The sequence below is a fragment of the Stenotrophomonas sp. PAMC25021 genome (genome assembly GCF_004795795.1).
GTDB lineage: Bacteria > Pseudomonadota > Gammaproteobacteria > Xanthomonadales > Xanthomonadaceae > Stenotrophomonas > Stenotrophomonas muris.
Map to the genome: position 1 here is coordinate 3,570,728 of NZ_CP039255.1, position 15,551 is coordinate 3,586,278.

Below are 15,551 nucleotides of genomic sequence, written 5' to 3' on the forward strand. Positions count from 1 at the left end.
GCGCCGTGCCCGCCGGCCGGCGGGGCCTGCTGGAAGACACCGATGCGCAACGATCCCTTTTCCCGCTCGCCGCAAGGCCCGCAGCGGCGCGGCCTGTTCGGCAACATCCGCTGGTGGGTGCTGCTGCTGGCGGCGGGCTATGCGGTGTTCTACTGGTTCTCCAATCGCACGGTCGATCCCTACACCGGCGAGAAGGTGATGATCGACAGCAGCCTGGATGCGCGCCAGGAGACCGCGCTCGGGCTGCAGGCCTACCAGCAGATCCTGTCGCAGGAACGGCCGATGGATCCGAATGCGCCGATCGCGCGTGATGTGCGCGACATCGCCCAGCGCCTGATCGCCAAGGTGGACGTGGTGGAGACCGCGCTGGCACAGGAGCACGGCGTGCAGCCGGCGCATTTCGCGCGGGATTTCCAGTGGGAAGTGAATGTGATCCCGTCCGAGCAGGCCAATGCGTTCTGCCTGCCGGGTGGCAAGATGGCGGTCTACACCGGCCTGGTGCCGGTGGCGCGTACGCGTGACGCGATGGCGGTGGTGATGGGCCATGAGATCGCCCATGCGCTTCTACGCCATGGTGCACAGCGGATGGCGCAGCAGAAGCTGACCCAGATCGGGCAGATGGCTGGTGCCGCCAGCGGCATGGATGCGCAGCAGCAACAGATGATGATGTCGGCGATGGGCTACGGCTACCTGCTGCCCTATGCGCGCAGCCACGAGACGCAGGCCGATGAAGTGGGGCTGATGCTGGCCGCAGCGGCCTGCTTCGATCCCCGCGAGGCGGTGCCGCTGTGGCAGCGCATGGGCCAGGCCAGTGGCGGCCAGGCGCCGCCGGAGTTCGCCTCCACCCACCCGAACTCGGGTACCCGCATCCAGAACCTGCAGGCGCTGATGCCGAAGGCGCTCGAGTACCGGCAGAAGTTCTGCGAGCAGGCAAAGTAGGGGAGGCGGCAGGGCTTGCAGCCCTGCACCCGCTGCGAACCAAGGCAACAGCAACAGCCGAAGCAGAAGCGGGTTTCCTGTGGGTAGGCGGGGTGGGGCCAGTTGCGGGAGACGCCGTAAACCCATCCATGGGGGCTTGGCCGCGGCATCCATGCCGCGGACACTCCCGCAACCGGACCCACCCCGCCTTCGACAGATTCTCGCGATCTGTCGGAATGGCGTGGGGTCAGATCCGTTTTCCTACGGAAAACGGATCTGACCCCGAATTGATTCGATATCTGACAGAGATTCATCCACGCATGGCGTGGATCTACCGATCCGTCGCCGGGAAACTGTCGGGGGGGGCGGTGTGGCTGTGCAGGACCGTTGGTGCCATCGAGCCCCCAAGGGTGAGGGCGCTTTGCTTGCGAAGCACTGCTTCGCAAGCGCCCGAACGCACAGCCGCCGGCGGCTGGGCCGGACCGCGCAGCGGGGTTTACGGCGCGTCCTGCACAGCCACACCGCCCCGCCATCCCGCGGAATGCCAGCTTTGGCTGTTGCTTCGGCTGTTGCTTGAACGCTTCGGCAGGTGCAGGGCGCAGCCCTGCCGAACCCCTTTACTTGACCTGCACGTCGATCACGCCGTCGCCGACGCGGGCCCGCAGGGCGTCACCGGGCTGTACCTGATCAACCTTCCGCACCAGGGTGCCATCATCGCTGCGGGTCAGGATGCTGTAGCCACGCGCCACGGTCGCCAGCGGGCTGACTGCTTCAAGTGAACGCGCCAGTCCGCGCAGTCGCAGTGCATCGCGCTCCAGCAGGCGCTGCATCGCGGCCTGCGGCCGCCCGCGCAGGGCAGCCAGACGGCGCTGCATCGCATCGAGCTGGCGCTGCGGATGGTGCCCGCGCAGCACTGCCGCCGCATGACGCAGGCGCGCGGCGCGACGCTCCTGCTGCTGGTTGAACGCCGCATGCAGGCGCCGGCCCAGATCCAGCTGGCGTCGGCGCAACAAGTCCAGCCGCGCCTGCGGGCTCTGGGCGTTCAGGCGCAGCAGGGCGCGGTCGGCGCGCTGCATCGCCTGCTGCATCGCATGCCGTTGCAGCTGCACCATGCGCGCGGCCGTGCGGCGCAGGCGCAGGGCCAGTTCGCGCTGGTCGGGTACCAGCAGTTCAGCTGCCACCGAAGGCGTCGGCGCACGCAGGTCGGCGGCGAAGTCGCTGAGGCTGAAGTCGGTTTCGTGGCCGACCGCCGAAACCACTGGGGTGTGGCTGGCGGCGATCGCACGGGCCAGGGCTTCGTCATTGAAGGCCCACAGGTCTTCCAGCGAACCGCCGCCGCGGGTCAGCAGGATCACGTCGTAGCGACCACTGGCATCGGCCGCCTGCAGCAGGCGGGTGATCTGCGCGGCGGCGCTGCTGCCCTGCACCAGGGTCGGCAGCAGGTCGACTTCCAGCAGCGGGAAACGGCGGCCGAGCACGCTCAGCACATCGCGCACGGCGGCGCCGGTCGGCGAGGTGATCACTGCCAGACGTTGTACATGCGCCGGCAGTGGCCGTTTGCGCGCCGGGTCGAACAGGCCCTCGGCCTCCAGCCGTGCCTTCAGTTCCTCGAAGGCGCGGCGCAGTGCGCCTTCGCCCGCCTCCTCCATGTGGTCCAGCACCATCTGGTACTCGCCACGGGCGTCGTACAGGGTCACCTTGCCGCGCACCAGCACGCGCATGCCTTCGCGCGGCACGAACTTCAGGTACTGCGCCTTCATCCGGAACATTGCGGCGCGCAGCTGCGCACGCGCGTCCTTCAGGGTGAAATACAGGTGACCGGAGGCAGGACGCGCCACGCTGCCCAGTTCGGCCTCGACCCAGATCGCCGGGAAACTGCCTTCCAGCAGGTCGCGGGCCAGGGTGTTGAGCTGGCTGGGGGTGAAAATGTCGTTGTTGCGTGGCTGCATGGGAACGGCGTGCTGCGGGTGGAGCGGGGGCTCAGGATCGCACGTCAGCGCGCCGTGTGCTGGCCCAGCGCCCACTGCACGTGTTCACGCACCAGCGGCGAGGGATCATCGACGCGGGTCTGCAACGCGGCCAATGCTTCGGCCGAGGACGGTGCGTTGCCCAGTGCCACGGCGATGTTGCGCAGCCAGCGCTCGTGCCCGCTGCGGCGGATCGGGCTGCCCTCGGTGCGGCGCAGGAACTCGGCCTCGTCCCAGGCGAACAGCTGGTCCAGGCGCGCGGTATCGAGGTTGTTGCGCGCGCGGAAATCGGCTTCGTCGGTGCGCTTGGCGAACTTGTTCCAGGGGCAGACCAGCTGGCAGTCGTCGCAGCCGTAGATGCGGTTGCCGATCAACGGACGCATGTCTTCGGGAATGGCGCCGTCGTGCTCGATGGTGAGGTAGGAAATGCAGCGCCGCGCGTCCAGCCGCTGCGGGCCGGTGATGGCCTGGGTCGGGCAGACATCGATGCAACGCGTGCAGGTGCCGCAGTGCGCCGTGGCCGGCGTGTCGATCGGCAACGGGATGTCGATGTAGATCTCGCCGATGAAGAACCATGAACCGCCATGGCGGTCGATCAGGCAGGTGTGCTTGCCGATCCAGCCGAGGCCGGCGTTGCGCGCCAGTGCGCGTTCCAGCACGGGGGCGGAATCGACGAACACGCGGTAGCCCAGTGGCGCTACTTCATCGTTGATCTGCGTCGCCAGCTTCTGCAGGCGGTTGCGCATCAGCTTGTGATAGTCGCGGCCCAGCGCGTAGCGCGCCACGTAGGCGCGGCCCGGGTCGGCCAGGGTCGCCCAGGCTTCGGTGTCGTCCTTGTGGCTGTAGTCCATGCCCACTGAAATCACGCGCACGGTGCCGGGCAGCAGCTCGGCCGGTCGCGCGCGCAAGGTGCCGTGGCGCGCCATCCAGTCCATCGTGCCGTACAGGCCCTGGCCCAGCCAGTCGGCCAGGTGCGCTTCATCCTCGCCCAGTTCGATACCAGCGATGCCGCAGCGCTGGAAGCCATGCGCACGCGCCAGTTCGCGGATGCGCTGCACGGCCTGGACCGGATCGACAGGGGTGGGGGCGGGGGACATGTGCACCAGTATAAAATCCCTGCATGGCCAACCTTGCCGATCTGTTCGATTCCGCTGCCGCGCGTGCGCTTGATGCGCAGGCCTCGGCGTTGGCCGCCGACGGCGGCTGGGGCCTGATGGCGCAGGCCGGCCAGGCCGCCTGGCAGTGCCTGCTGCAGCATTGGCCGCAGGCGCGGCGGATCGGCGTGGTGGTCGGCGCTGGCAACAATGGGGGCGATGGCCATGTGCTGGCCCGTCACGCGCTGCAGGCCGGGCGCGAGGTGACAGTGATCGCCCTGCCGGGCAGGCCGCCCTCGACCGCGCTGGCACAGCGTGCAGCATCTGAATTCAGGTCCGGCGGCGGCACCATCACCGATTTCGACGGCATGCTGCCCGAGGCCGACGTCTGGGTCGATGCCCTGTTCGGGCTGGGCTTTGATCGCGCGCCGGAGGGTACGGCGCAGGCGTTGATTACCGCGCTCAACGCGCAGACTGCGCCGGTGCTGGCGCTGGATGTTCCCAGTGGCGTCGATGCCGACCGTGGGGCGGTGCCGGGCGTAGCAGTGCGCGCTGCACTGACCCTGCAGTTCATCGTGGCGCATCGCGGGCTGTATTCCGGCGATGCGCTGGATCATTGCGGGCACAAGGTCCTGGCGCCCCTGCTGTTGCCCGCGGCGGCCTGGCAAGGCGTGGTACCCGCTGCGGAGCACTGGACGCAGGTGAGGTTGCGGGCCCTGTTGCCACCGCGCCGCGCCAATACCCACAAGGGCGAATCCGGGCACGTGCTGTGCGTCGGCGGCAACCACGGCAGCGGCGGTGCCATCGCGATGGCGGCCGAAGCCGCCTTGCGCGCGGGTGCGGGGCTGTTGAGCCTGGGCACCCGCCGCGACCACGTCGGTCCACTGCTGGCCCGGTTGCCCGAGGCCATGACCCATGCACTGGAAGATGGCGATGTGCTGCCGGCGCTGCTGGACAAGGCGAAGGTGGTGGCGATCGGGCCCGGTCTGGGCCAGGACGAATGGGCACGCGCCTTGTTTGCGCGGGTGCTGGCCAGCAACAAGCCATTGGTGGTCGATGCTGACGCCCTGAACCTGCTGGCGCAGGATCCCCGCGCGTTGCCCGATGCCATTCTCACACCGCACCCGGGCGAGGCCGCGCGCCTGCTCGGCTGCAGCACGGCTGAAATCCAGGCCGACCGCTACACCTGTGCGCACATGCTGGCCGAGCGCTTCCATGCCGTGGTGGTGCTGAAGGGCGCTGGCAGCATCGTGGCAGCGCCTGGGCAAACGCCCCGGTTGATCGCTGCCGGTAACCCAGGGATGGCCGCGGGAGGCATGGGCGACCTGCTCACCGGCATCATCGCCAGCCTGCGCGCGCAGGGCCTTGCGGCCTTCGATGCCGCGGCCGCGGGCGCGCTGCTGCATGCGCTGGCGGGCGATGCAGCTGCCGCCGATGGCGCGCGCGGCCTGCTTCCTACTGATCTGCTGGCGCCGCTGCGGCGACTGGCCAACCCGGACCTCTCCCCATGACCGAATTCTTCCTTGCCGACAGCGACGCCACCGAACTGCTCGGGCAGTGGCTGGCGGCCACCCGGCCGCCGCAGGCGCTGATCGAACTGCGCGGCGACCTGGGTGCCGGCAAGTCCACCACGGCCCGCGCGCTGCTGCGCGCGCTGGGCGTGCAGGGCGCGATCCGCAGCCCCACCTACACCCTGGTCGAGCGCTATCCGCTGGCCAGTGGCGGCGAGGCGTGGCACCTGGACCTGTATCGCATCGGCCAGGCCGGTGAGCTGGATTTCCTCGGCCTGGACGAGGGCAGCGCGGTGCTGTGGCTGGTCGAATGGCCGGAACGGGGCGCCGGCGCGCTGCCGCCGACCGACCTGGTGGTGGCGCTGGAGATCGAGGGGCAGGGACGACGCGTCCGTCTCACTGGGGCCAGCGACGTAGGACATGAATGGCTGGAACGGTTGCCGCAAGGGGGCGACTTGCAGGCCATTTCTGTCGGCTGACGAGAACAAAGACCGGCAGGTTACGGATTATTAAGGAAAAAAGTGTTGCATTCCGTTCAGCGCGGTGATTGAATCCTGAGCCATGCGCCCGGGGAACCGTCTCATCGCCATCTGTGCCGCCGTCGGACTGGGTCTGGCGAGCGTCAGTACGTGGGCGGGTGAAGTCCGACAGGTCCTGCTGAACACCGGCGCTACCGGCACCCGTGCCGAGATCTCGCTGGTCGGCAGTGGCGGCTACAAGACCCTGTCGCTGGCCGGCCCGAACCGCCTGGTGGTCGATTTCCCCGACTCCAGCGCCATACGCAACCTGAAGATGCCGGCCGCGCAGGGCGTGGTCACGGCGGTGCGTACCGGACAGCCGGTCCCGGGCACGTTCCGCGTCGTTTTCGACCTCGCCGAATCGGTGGCGCCGTTCCGCCCGCAGATGCAGCGCGAGGGCAATGAATCCAAGCTGGTGATCGAATGGCCGGGCGATGGCGCGGCCTTGGCCAGCAGCCGCCCGGCGGCGACGCCAGCCGTGCAGCCGCAGGCGCCCGCGGCGGGAGCTGCACCAGTACCGACTCCGGCCGAGAGCGCGCAGTCGCGCACCGATGCCGCGCGTGCCACGGCCCTGCTGACCGCACAGGTACAGCAGCAGGCCAGCGCCACTGCCGCCGCACCGGCCACGCCGACCCCGGCACCGACCACCGCGCCGGCCCAGGTTGCTGCGGCCGGTGTCACCGCCAGCAGCACGCCGTCGTCCTCGCCGGCCGCGATCCTCGCCGGCCAGCGCACCGCAGCGGTGGTGACCACGCCGCCGGCCACCGTGCCTACACCGGCACCGACGCCGGTGGAACCGCCGCGTCCTGTCATGCCCAGCGATGCGTCGCGTATCCGCATGCAGGCCGGCATGCGCCACCTGGTGGTGGCGATCGATCCCGGACACGGCGGCCAGGACCCGGGTGCGATCGGCCCGACCGGCAAGCGCGAGAAGGATGTCACTCTGGCAGTGGCGCGCGAGCTGGCCCGCCAGGTCAACGCCACGCCGGGCCTGAAGGCCTACCTGACGCGCGACAGCGACGTGTTCATTCCGCTGCCGATGCGTGCGCAGAAGGCGCGTGCGAACAAGGCGGACATCTTCATCTCGATCCATGCCGACGCGGCCGAAAACCGCTCGGCCACGGGCTCATCGGTCTACGTGCTGTCGACCAAGGGCGCCTCTTCGCAGCGCGCCCGCTGGCTGGCGGACAAGGAAAACGCGGCCGACCTGGTCGGTGGCGTGCGCCTGCAGCAGACCGAAGGCACCCTGGCCAACGTGCTGCTGGACCTGGCGCAGAGCGGCTACATGAAGGCGTCCGAAGACGCGGCCGGCCACGTGCTGGGCGGCCTGAAGCGGATCGGCAACAACCACAAGCCGAACATCGAGCGCGCCAACTTCGCGGTGCTGCGCACCTCGGACATGCCGGCGATGCTGGTGGAAACCGCGTTCATCTCCAATCCGGATGAAGAACGCCGCCTGATGGACCCGGCGTACCAGCGCAAGATCGCTGGCGCCGTGCTGGACGGCGTGCACACCTTCTTCAGCCGCCAGCCGCCGCCGGGGACGTTGTATGCGGCCCGCGCCCAGGCCGAGATCGACGCGGCCGGCACCATGGCCGGCGGCAGCAAGTAAGCCGCCGAAGGCGGGTTGCTGCTTTCCGTAGAGTCGAGCCGCGCTCGACTGGGCCTTGTCGGTAGCCCGCAGTCGAGCATGGCTCGACTCTATCCTCGGCAGCTCCGCTATCATCGACCCATGAAGTCTGCTGCCCATCACCTCCCATGAGCGCGCCCGGTCCGCGCCCGATCCGGCCGTTGCCGGAGATCCTCATCAACCAGATCGCCGCTGGCGAAGTGGTCGAACGGCCCGCGTCGGTGGTCAAGGAACTGGTCGAGAACGCGATCGATGCCGGCGCCAGCCGCGTCGACATCGATCTGGAAGAGGGCGGTGTGCGCCTGATCCGCATCCGTGACAATGGCAGCGGCATCGCACCGGAGCAGCTGCCGCTGGCGGTATCGCGCCACGCCACCAGCAAGATCGCCGACCTGGACGATCTGGAATCGGTGGCAACGCTGGGGTTCCGCGGTGAAGCGCTGCCTTCGATCGCCTCGGTCAGCCGCTTCACCCTGGCCTCGCGCCGCGCGCATGACGAGCACGGTTCGGCGTTGCAGATCGAAGGCGGCAAGATCGGCGAGGTGACCCCGCGCGCGCACGCGCCGGGCACCACGGTGGAAGTGCGCGAGCTGTTCTACAACGTGCCGGCGCGGCGCAAGTTCCTGCGCGCCGAGCGCACCGAACTGGGCCATATCGAAGAGTGGCTGCGTTCGCTGGCGCTGGCACGGCCGGATGTCGAGCTGCGCGTGTCGCACAACGGCAAGGCCTCGCGTCGTTACAAGCCGGGCGATCTGTATTCCGATACACGCCTTGCCGAAACGCTGGGCGAGGATTTCGCCAACCAGGCCGTGCGCGTGGACCACAGCGGTGCCGGACTGCGCCTGCATGGCTGGATCGCGCAGCCGCATTATTCGCGCGCGAGCGCCGACCAGCAGTACCTGTACGTCAACGGTCGCTCGGTGCGTGACCGCAGCGTCGCCCACGCAGTGAAGATGGCCTACGGCGATGTGCTGTACCACGGCCGCCAGCCGGCCTATGTGCTGTTCCTGGAACTGGATCCGACCCGCGTCGACGTCAACGTGCACCCTGCCAAGCACGAAGTGCGCTTCCGTGATTCGCGGCTGGTCCATGATTTCGTCTACCGCACGCTGAAGGATGCGCTGGCCGATACCCGCGCCGGCATGTCGGCGCAGGAGATCGGTGCCGGTGCTGCGCAGCCGGTGGATGCCACGGCCATGCCGATGGCATCGAGCGCAGGCGCGTCGGGATTCGGGCTGGTGCGTGGGCCCGCGCCGGGTGCCGGCTCGGGAGGTGGTGGTGGCGGATTCTCCGGATGGCGCCCGCAGCAGCCGCTGGGCCTGCAGGTGGCCGATGCACCGGCTGCCTATGCCGCGCTGTATGCCGCACCGGCCGGCGCCGAGCGCGGTGCTGCGCTGCCGCCGATGCCGACCGAGAACGGACTGCCGGTCACCAGTGCCGACGCAGGCGTGCCGCCGCTGGGCTATGCGATCGCGCAGCTGCATGGCATCTACATCCTGGCCGAGAACGCCGAAGGCCTGATCGTGGTCGACATGCATGCGGCCCACGAACGCATCGGCTACGAGCGCCTGAAGAACGCGCACGATGGCATCGGCCTGCAGTCGCAGCCGTTGCTGGTGCCGATCACGCTGGCAGTGGGCGAGCGCGAGGCCGACACCGCCGAGAGCGAAGCTGAAACCCTGGCGGCGCTCGGCTTCGAGGTGACCCGTGCCGGCCCCGGTTCGCTGCACGTGCGCAGTATTCCGGCATTGTTGGCGCATGCCGAACCGGAAGGGCTGCTGCGCGACGTGCTGACCGACCTGCGCGAGCATGGCCAGAGCCGCCGCGTGGCCAGTGCACGCGACGAACTGCTTTCGACCATGGCCTGCCACGGCGCGGTGCGTGCCAACCGGCGCTTGACCCTGCCGGAAATGAACGCGCTGCTGCGCGACATGGAAATCACCGAACGGTCCGGCCAGTGCAACCACGGCCGACCGACCTGGGCCCGTTTTTCGCTGGCGGAGATCGACCGCTGGTTCCTGCGCGGACGTTGAGGGGAGCATCGATGCGTTATCGGGGAATGGCGGGCCTGCTGGCCGCCGTGGTGTTGGCCGCCTGCAGCCCGGCAACACCGCCGGTGCCGACGGCCGCTGAAGATCCGGCCTACGCGGCCGCGCAGCAACAATGGCGTGTAGCGCGCTACCAGGACCTGACCCGGCCCGATGGCTGGACGGCGCTGGTGGGCCTGCACTGGCTGCAGAACAAATCGCATTTCGTTGGCAGCGGCGCTACCAACGGCATCCGCCTGACGGTTGGCCCGGACAAGCTGGGCCTGCTGCGTCGCGAAGGGACGCAGTGGTGGTTCACGCCTGAAGCCGGTGTCGATGTCAGTCATGATGGCCTGCCGGTGCGCGGCCGCATCCGCGTTGACACCGACAAGGACGCGCAACCGACGCTGCTGGCCTTCGATGGCGGCAAGGGCCAGCTCAGCATCATCCGCCGGGGGCCGCGGGACGCGCTGCGGGTCAAGCATGCCGATGCGCCTGCGCGGCGTGACTTTGCCGGCCTGCAGTACTGGCCGGGCGGCGTGGACTGGCAGGTGCAGGCGCGCTTCATCGCGCACCCGCCGGGCAAGACCCTGCCGATCGTCGACATCACCGGCCTGACCACCGAGATGCCCAATGCCGGCGCGGTCGAGTTCGAACGCGATGGTCGCAGCTGGCGGCTGGAAGCGATCGGTGCGCCCGGGCAGCCGCTGTTCCTGATCTTCGCCGACCGCACCAGCGGCCGCGGCAGCTATCCGGCCGGTCGCTACCTGGATACCGATGCGCCCGCCGCAGACGGCACCGTGCGCATCGATTTCAACCATGCCTACAACCCGCCGTGCGCGTTCACCGCCTACGCCACCTGTCCGCTGGCGCCACCGGAAAACCGGCTGGACCTGCACGTGGAAGCGGGCGAGAAGGCGTACCACCTGCCTGAAGGAGAAGGCTGACCATGCCGATCAAACACCTGTTCCGTGCCGCGCTGCTGATGGCGGCGTGCGCGATGGCACCCCTGGCCACTGCCCGCGATGCGCCGGGCACCACGGCTGCGGCCGCGACCGCGGCGGCGGCCAAGCCGCCCGTACCGCTGTTGTGGAAAGTCACCGGCCCGGGCGATGCACGCGTGTACCTGCTGGGGTCGTTCCACCTGCTGAAGCCGCAGGACTACCCGCTGTCGCCCGATGTCGAGCAGGCGTTCGAGGCCTCGCAGCGGGTGGTGTTCGAGCTGTCGCCGGAAGACATGCAGTCGCCGCAGCTGGCCAGCCGCATGGTGCAGGCCGCGACCCGCACCGATGGCAGCGAGCTGAAGCGTGATCTGGATGCGCCGACCTGGCAGAAGCTGCAGGCCTTTGCTGCCCAGAACCAGCTGCCGCTGGCGCAGATGCAGGGCATGAAGGCCTGGTTTGTCGGCCTGAGCATTTCGGTCGGGCAGATGCAGAAACTGGGCCTGGACCCGGCGCTGGGCCTGGACCGCCACTTCATGGAGCGTGCGCAGAAGACCGGCCGCAAGACGGCGGGCCTGGAGGACATCGATACCCAGATCGGCATGCTTGACGGGATGACGGTGCAGGAGCAGCGGCAGATGCTGGCCGAAGCGCTGGACCAGGCCGGCAAGGCCGATGAGCAGGCGCGGCTGCTGCATGATGCATGGCGTCGCGGCGACGAGCGCCTGCTGTGGACCAAGATGGCGGCGGAGATGCGCCAGCAGTATCCGCAGCTGTACCAGCGCATCAACACCGGGCGCAACGATGCCTGGGTGCCGAAGCTGCAGCCGTACCTGCAGGCCGGGCAGGGCGGTACGCTGGTGGTGGTCGGCACGCTGCACCTGCTGGGCAGTGATGGCGTGGTCGAGAAGCTGAAGGCCAAGGGCTACAAGGTCGAGCGCGTGTGCACGGGGTGCAAGGCGAAACGCTGACGCATCGTTGGCGCGATGCCAAACAGAACGGCGCGCCAGGGGCGCGCCGTTTTCGTATCAGCCGTAGCTGCCGTTCAGCGGCGGGTCTTGCCGCCGGTGCCGGTGCCCGGTTCGCCGGGCTTGTTGCCGGTGCCGGTTCCCGTTCCGGTACCGCCGGGGCGCGGGCCACCGAAACCGCTGCCCATGCTGCGCTGGAATTCCTGCCACAACTCCAGGTTGCGCTCGGTCAGCTGGTTCATCATCGCCCACGGGGTCTGGCCCAGCAGGTTGCCCATCTGCTGGCGGAACTGCTGCTGCTGGTCGAGGAAGACCTGCATGCTGCGCTCCAGATAGTTGCCCATGAAGCCCTGCAGGGAATCGCCGTAGAAGCGGATCAGCTGGCTCAGCAGCTGGGTGGACAGCATCGGCTCGCCGTCCTGTTCCTGGTCGGCGATGATCTGCAGCAGGACCGATCGAGTGAGGTCGTCGCCGCTCTTGGCGTCGCGGACTTCGAAGTCTTCACCATCCAGGATCAGCTGGCGCACGTCCTCGATGGTGATGTAGCTGGAGATCTCGGTGTCGTAGAGACGGCGGTTCGGATACTTCTTGATGATGCGGGTCGCAGCCATGAAGCGGTACTCGTCACAGTAGACGCGCAGCATGGCGCAGTGCAGCAGCGGTTGCAACCGCCCCAGCCCCCGCCAGGCTTGGCTTTCAGGGGCGATCATGTTGCGCAACAAGGGTTTGCGTGCTGCGCAGCATGACCATCGGCAGGGGCCGCCGGTGCATGCCGCGGCGCCCCCTGCGCGGCTCACCAGCCCATGTGGTGTCCGCCGTTGATGTCCAGGTTGCTGCCGGTGATCCACGAGGCTTCCTCGGCCACCAGGAAGGACACGCCATAGGCGATTTCTTCCGGCTTGCCGAGGCGTCCGGTCGGGATGTCGGCGATGATCTTGGCGCGCACGTCCTCCGGAACCGCCATCACCATGTCGGTGGCGACGTAGCCGGGCGAAATGGTGTTGACAGTGATGCCGAAGCCGGCGTTCTCGCGGGCCAGCGAGATGGTGAAGCCGTGCATGCCGGCCTTGGCCGCAGCGTAGTTGGCCTGGCCGTACTGGCCCTTCAGGCCGTTGATCGAGCTGATCTGGATGACCCGGCCCCAGCCGCGGCGGCGCATGCCCTCGATGACCGGCCGGGTGACGTTGAACACCGAGTTGAGATTGGTGTTGATCACATCGTGCCACTGGTCCGCGCGCATGCGGTGGAAGGTGGTGTCACGGGTGATGCCGGCGTTGTTGACCAGGATCTCGACCGGGCCCAGCTCGGCCTCGACGGCGCGCACGAGTGCTTCGGCGCTGTCCGGATCGGAGACATCGCCCGGGAAGATCGCCACGTGGTAGCCGCGCTCGGTCATCGCCTGCTGCCAGGCGCGGGCCTTGGCCTCGTCGCGGTAGTTGGTGGCGACCCGGTGGCCCTGGTCGGCCAGGCGTTGGCAGATGGCGGTACCGATGCCGCCGGTTCCGCCGGTGACCAGTGCGACGCGAGATGTCATGGAGTGCTGTCCGGGTATCAGGTGGGGGAAGGGGGATTCTGCAACATCGGCGCGGAAAGTGCGCCGGCCGGCAACAGGATGTCGGTCCGCGGCAGCCGCGCCGGGTCGAACGCCCGTTGCGCAGCCTCCAGCAGCGCATCCCGCTCATCGGCGCCGTCCAGTGCGGCAGGCGCCTGGCCCAGCAGCTGCCAGAGCGCGCGCAATACCGGCACCGGCCGCGTGCTGTCCACCGGCAGCGACGCCAGCGACTTGGACAGTTTGTGCCCCGGTGCATCGAGCAGCAGCGGCAGGTGCCAGTAGCGTGGCACGGCCAGGCCCAGCGCCTGCTGCAGCAGGATCTGCCGCGCGGTGGAATCGAGCAGGTCGGCGCCGCGCACCACTTCGGTCACGCCCTGTTCGGCGTCATCGACCACCACGGCCAACTGGTAGGCCCAGCAGCCATCTGCACGGCGCAGCACGAAGTCGCCAACCTCGGCATGCACGTCCTGGTGCTGCGGCCCGCGCAGGCCATCATTGAAGTGCACGATGCTGCCGCGTGGCACGCGGAAGCGGACGGCAGGGTCCGGTCGTGGCTGTCGCGCAACGCAGCGGTGGTGGATGCCGCCGCTGGCGGCCAGTTCGCTGCGGCTGCAGTGGCAGACAAAGGCCAGATCGCTGGCCAGCAGCACGTCGAGCGCGGCCTGGTAGGCCTCCCCGCGCGCGCTCTGCCACAGGACCGGGCCGTCATGGGTGAGGCCGAAGGCGGCCAGCGCCTGCAGTTGTGCCTCCGCGGCGCCAGGCACCGTGCGCGGCGGATCGACGTCTTCAATGCGCAGCCGCCACAGGCCGCCGTGATGGCGGGCGAGCAGCCAGCTGCCGAAGGCGGCAAGCAGGGATCCGGGGTGGAGCAGGCCGGTCGGCGAGGGCGCGAAGCGGCCGCAGGAAATGGGGGAGGTCATGCTGGCTGAATCGTCGGTCAGGTTGGCGCTTGAATTCAAGCTGACCACACCGCAAATTGACTGGTATCGACCCCTTCCGAGCCGGATTTTCCCATGTTTACCCGCATTGCCCTGTTCCTGGCGACCAACTTCGCGGTCCTGATCCTCGCCAGCATCGTGATGTCGTTGCTGGGGGTCAATCCGAGCCAGATGAGTGGCCTGCTGGTCATGGCCGCGATCTTCGGCTTCGGTGGCTCCTTCATCTCGCTGCTGCTGTCCAAGTGGATGGCCAAGCGCTCCACCGGTGCGGTGGTGATCACCGAGCCGCGCAACCAGACCGAGCGCTGGCTGCTGGCCACCGTCGAGCGGCAGGCCAAGGCGGCCGGCATCGGCATGCCCGAAGTGGCGGTCTATGACGGCCCGGAGATCAATGCCTTCGCCACCGGTGCCAACCGCAACAACGCGCTGGTGGCGGTGTCCACCGGCCTGCTGCACAACATGAGTGAAGACGAGGCCGAAGCGGTGCTGGGCCACGAGATCGCCCACGTCGCCAACGGTGACATGATCACCATGGCACTGCTGCAGGGCGTGTTGAACACCTTCGTGATCGTGCTGGCCCGCGTGGTCGGCGGCATCATCGACAGCGCGCTGTCGGGCAACCGCGAAGGCGGCGGCCGCGGCTTCGCCTACTACATCATCGTGTTCGTGCTGGAGATGGTGTTCGGCCTGTTCGCCACGATGATCTCGATGTGGTTCTCGCGCCACCGCGAGTTCCGTGCCGATGCGGGTGGTGCCTCGCTGGCGGGCCGCCAGAAGATGATCGCCGCGCTGGAGCGCCTGCAGCTGAACCACGGCCAGAGCACGCTGCCGACCCAGATTGCCGCCTTCGGCATTTCCGGTTCGACGGCCAAGAAGCTGTTCATGAGCCACCCGCCGCTGGAAGAGCGCATCGCCGCGCTGCGGGCGTCGACGGCGGCGTAAGCCACCGCTCCACGGTAGTGCAGGAACGCCTGGCTTCGCGCCGGGCGTTTTTGTTTGCGCGATGCATTGCTGATGCCGGATCGTGCCCGGCGGATCGTTTCCGCGCCTGCGGGGAGGTGTCACTTTCTTTGCTCGTGCAAAGAAAGTAACCAAAGAAACACGCCGCCGGGGCGCGAGCCGACGTGCTGCGCACGCCGGTACCCTGCGCTCCTCGGCCCGTCGAGGGACGGTGCGGGAACTCGCTGCGCTCAGACACCCGCACCTCTTCGCCCTCGCCGGACCTGCGGTGCTCGGCTCGCTCAAGGCGGACCCAAGGTCAAATGCCACAGCTGCACCCAGTACATCTTCGCGATGCGTGGCTGCTGTTGTTCTTGATCTTGACCTTCCAGTCCGCCTTGAGCGAGCCGAGCATCGCAGGGGAATCAGGGGCGAAGAGGCGCCGGTGTCTGAGCGCAGCGAGTTCGGCGCCGTCCCCTGATTCTCCGAGAAGCGCAGGGAACCGTCGCGTAGCGACGGCTCGCGGCCGGCGGAGCGTTTCTTTGGTT

General features: G+C 68.6%; 13 protein-coding genes. 8 read left to right on the forward strand and 5 right to left on the reverse strand.

Annotated elements, in window-relative coordinates; genetic code table 11:
• The first annotated feature begins 42 nt into the window (after positions 1 to 42).
• Positions 43 to 939: a M48 family metallopeptidase gene (locus E5790_RS16525; protein ID WP_136191777.1), complete on the forward strand. Its 897-nt coding sequence runs from the start codon at positions 43 to 45 to the stop codon at positions 937 to 939.
• Between the two features lie 596 nt (positions 940 to 1,535).
• On the opposite strand, the gene xseA is transcribed toward E5790_RS16525, so the two are convergent.
• Together xseA and queG are read right to left on the reverse strand one after the other, a co-directional pair.
• Entirely contained in the window at positions 1,536 to 2,867 is a 1,332-nt protein-coding gene (gene xseA / locus E5790_RS16530) for an exodeoxyribonuclease VII large subunit (protein WP_111205986.1), read from the reverse strand.
• Positions 2,868 to 2,911: 44 nt separating this feature from the next.
• Positions 2,912 to 3,982, reverse strand: a complete 1,071-nt coding sequence (gene queG / locus E5790_RS16535) for a tRNA epoxyqueuosine(34) reductase QueG (protein WP_032956157.1) — start codon at positions 3,980 to 3,982, stop codon at positions 2,912 to 2,914.
• Positions 3,983 to 4,005: 23 nt separating this feature from the next.
• On the opposite strand from queG, the gene E5790_RS16540 reads away from it, so the two are divergent.
• The 6 genes from E5790_RS16540 (at position 4,006) to E5790_RS16565 (ending at position 11,577) form a co-directional block, all read left to right on the forward strand.
• Positions 4,006 to 5,490 carry an NAD(P)H-hydrate dehydratase gene (locus E5790_RS16540; protein ID WP_111205987.1) on the forward strand — a complete coding sequence of 495 codons (1,485 nt, stop codon included), beginning with the start codon at positions 4,006 to 4,008 and terminating at the stop codon, positions 5,488 to 5,490.
• Positions 5,487 to 5,969 carry a tRNA (adenosine(37)-N6)-threonylcarbamoyltransferase complex ATPase subunit type 1 TsaE gene (gene tsaE, locus E5790_RS16545; RefSeq protein WP_049405932.1) on the forward strand — a complete coding sequence of 161 codons (483 nt, stop codon included), beginning with the start codon at positions 5,487 to 5,489 and terminating at the stop codon, positions 5,967 to 5,969. The genes E5790_RS16540 and tsaE overlap by 4 nt, the downstream gene beginning before the upstream one ends.
• Before the next feature lie 82 nt (positions 5,970 to 6,051).
• Positions 6,052 to 7,620 (forward strand): N-acetylmuramoyl-L-alanine amidase, encoded by a 1,569-nt coding sequence (locus E5790_RS16550; RefSeq protein WP_136191778.1) that lies wholly within the window; start codon positions 6,052 to 6,054, stop codon positions 7,618 to 7,620.
• 146 nt (positions 7,621 to 7,766) lie between these two features.
• The gene (gene mutL / locus E5790_RS16555) at positions 7,767 to 9,671 is read left to right on the forward strand and encodes a DNA mismatch repair endonuclease MutL (RefSeq protein WP_049442405.1); all 1,905 of its coding nucleotides are present in this window, start codon (positions 7,767 to 7,769) and stop codon (positions 9,669 to 9,671) included.
• 11 nt (positions 9,672 to 9,682) lie between these two features.
• Complete coding sequence (locus E5790_RS16560) at positions 9,683 to 10,612, forward strand: DUF1684 domain-containing protein (RefSeq protein ID WP_049442406.1); 930 nt, start codon at positions 9,683 to 9,685, stop codon at positions 10,610 to 10,612.
• Between the two features lie 2 nt (positions 10,613 to 10,614).
• On the forward strand, positions 10,615 to 11,577 hold the full coding sequence (locus E5790_RS16565) for a TraB/GumN family protein (RefSeq protein ID WP_049405938.1): 963 nt from the start codon (positions 10,615 to 10,617) through the stop codon (positions 11,575 to 11,577).
• 74 nt (positions 11,578 to 11,651) lie between these two features.
• Here the strand turns inward: E5790_RS16565 and phaR are convergent, their stop codons facing one another.
• From phaR to gluQRS, 3 genes are all read right to left on the reverse strand, one after another.
• Positions 11,652 to 12,185 carry a polyhydroxyalkanoate synthesis repressor PhaR gene (gene phaR / locus E5790_RS16570; protein WP_041864232.1) on the reverse strand — a complete coding sequence of 178 codons (534 nt, stop codon included), beginning with the start codon at positions 12,183 to 12,185 and terminating at the stop codon, positions 11,652 to 11,654.
• A gap of 182 nt (positions 12,186 to 12,367) precedes the next feature.
• Positions 12,368 to 13,108, reverse strand: a complete 741-nt coding sequence (locus E5790_RS16575; RefSeq protein WP_014647808.1) for a beta-ketoacyl-ACP reductase — start codon at positions 13,106 to 13,108, stop codon at positions 12,368 to 12,370.
• A gap of 17 nt (positions 13,109 to 13,125) precedes the next feature.
• The gene (gene gluQRS, locus E5790_RS16580; RefSeq protein ID WP_111205989.1) at positions 13,126 to 14,046 is read right to left on the reverse strand and encodes a tRNA glutamyl-Q(34) synthetase GluQRS; all 921 of its coding nucleotides are present in this window, start codon (positions 14,044 to 14,046) and stop codon (positions 13,126 to 13,128) included.
• Between the two features lie 93 nt (positions 14,047 to 14,139).
• Here gluQRS and htpX point away from each other — a divergent pair, with 93 nt between their 5' ends.
• Complete coding sequence (htpX, locus tag E5790_RS16585) at positions 14,140 to 15,006, forward strand: protease HtpX (RefSeq protein WP_014647806.1); 867 nt, start codon at positions 14,140 to 14,142, stop codon at positions 15,004 to 15,006.
• The last annotated feature ends 545 nt before the right edge of the window (positions 15,007 to 15,551 follow it).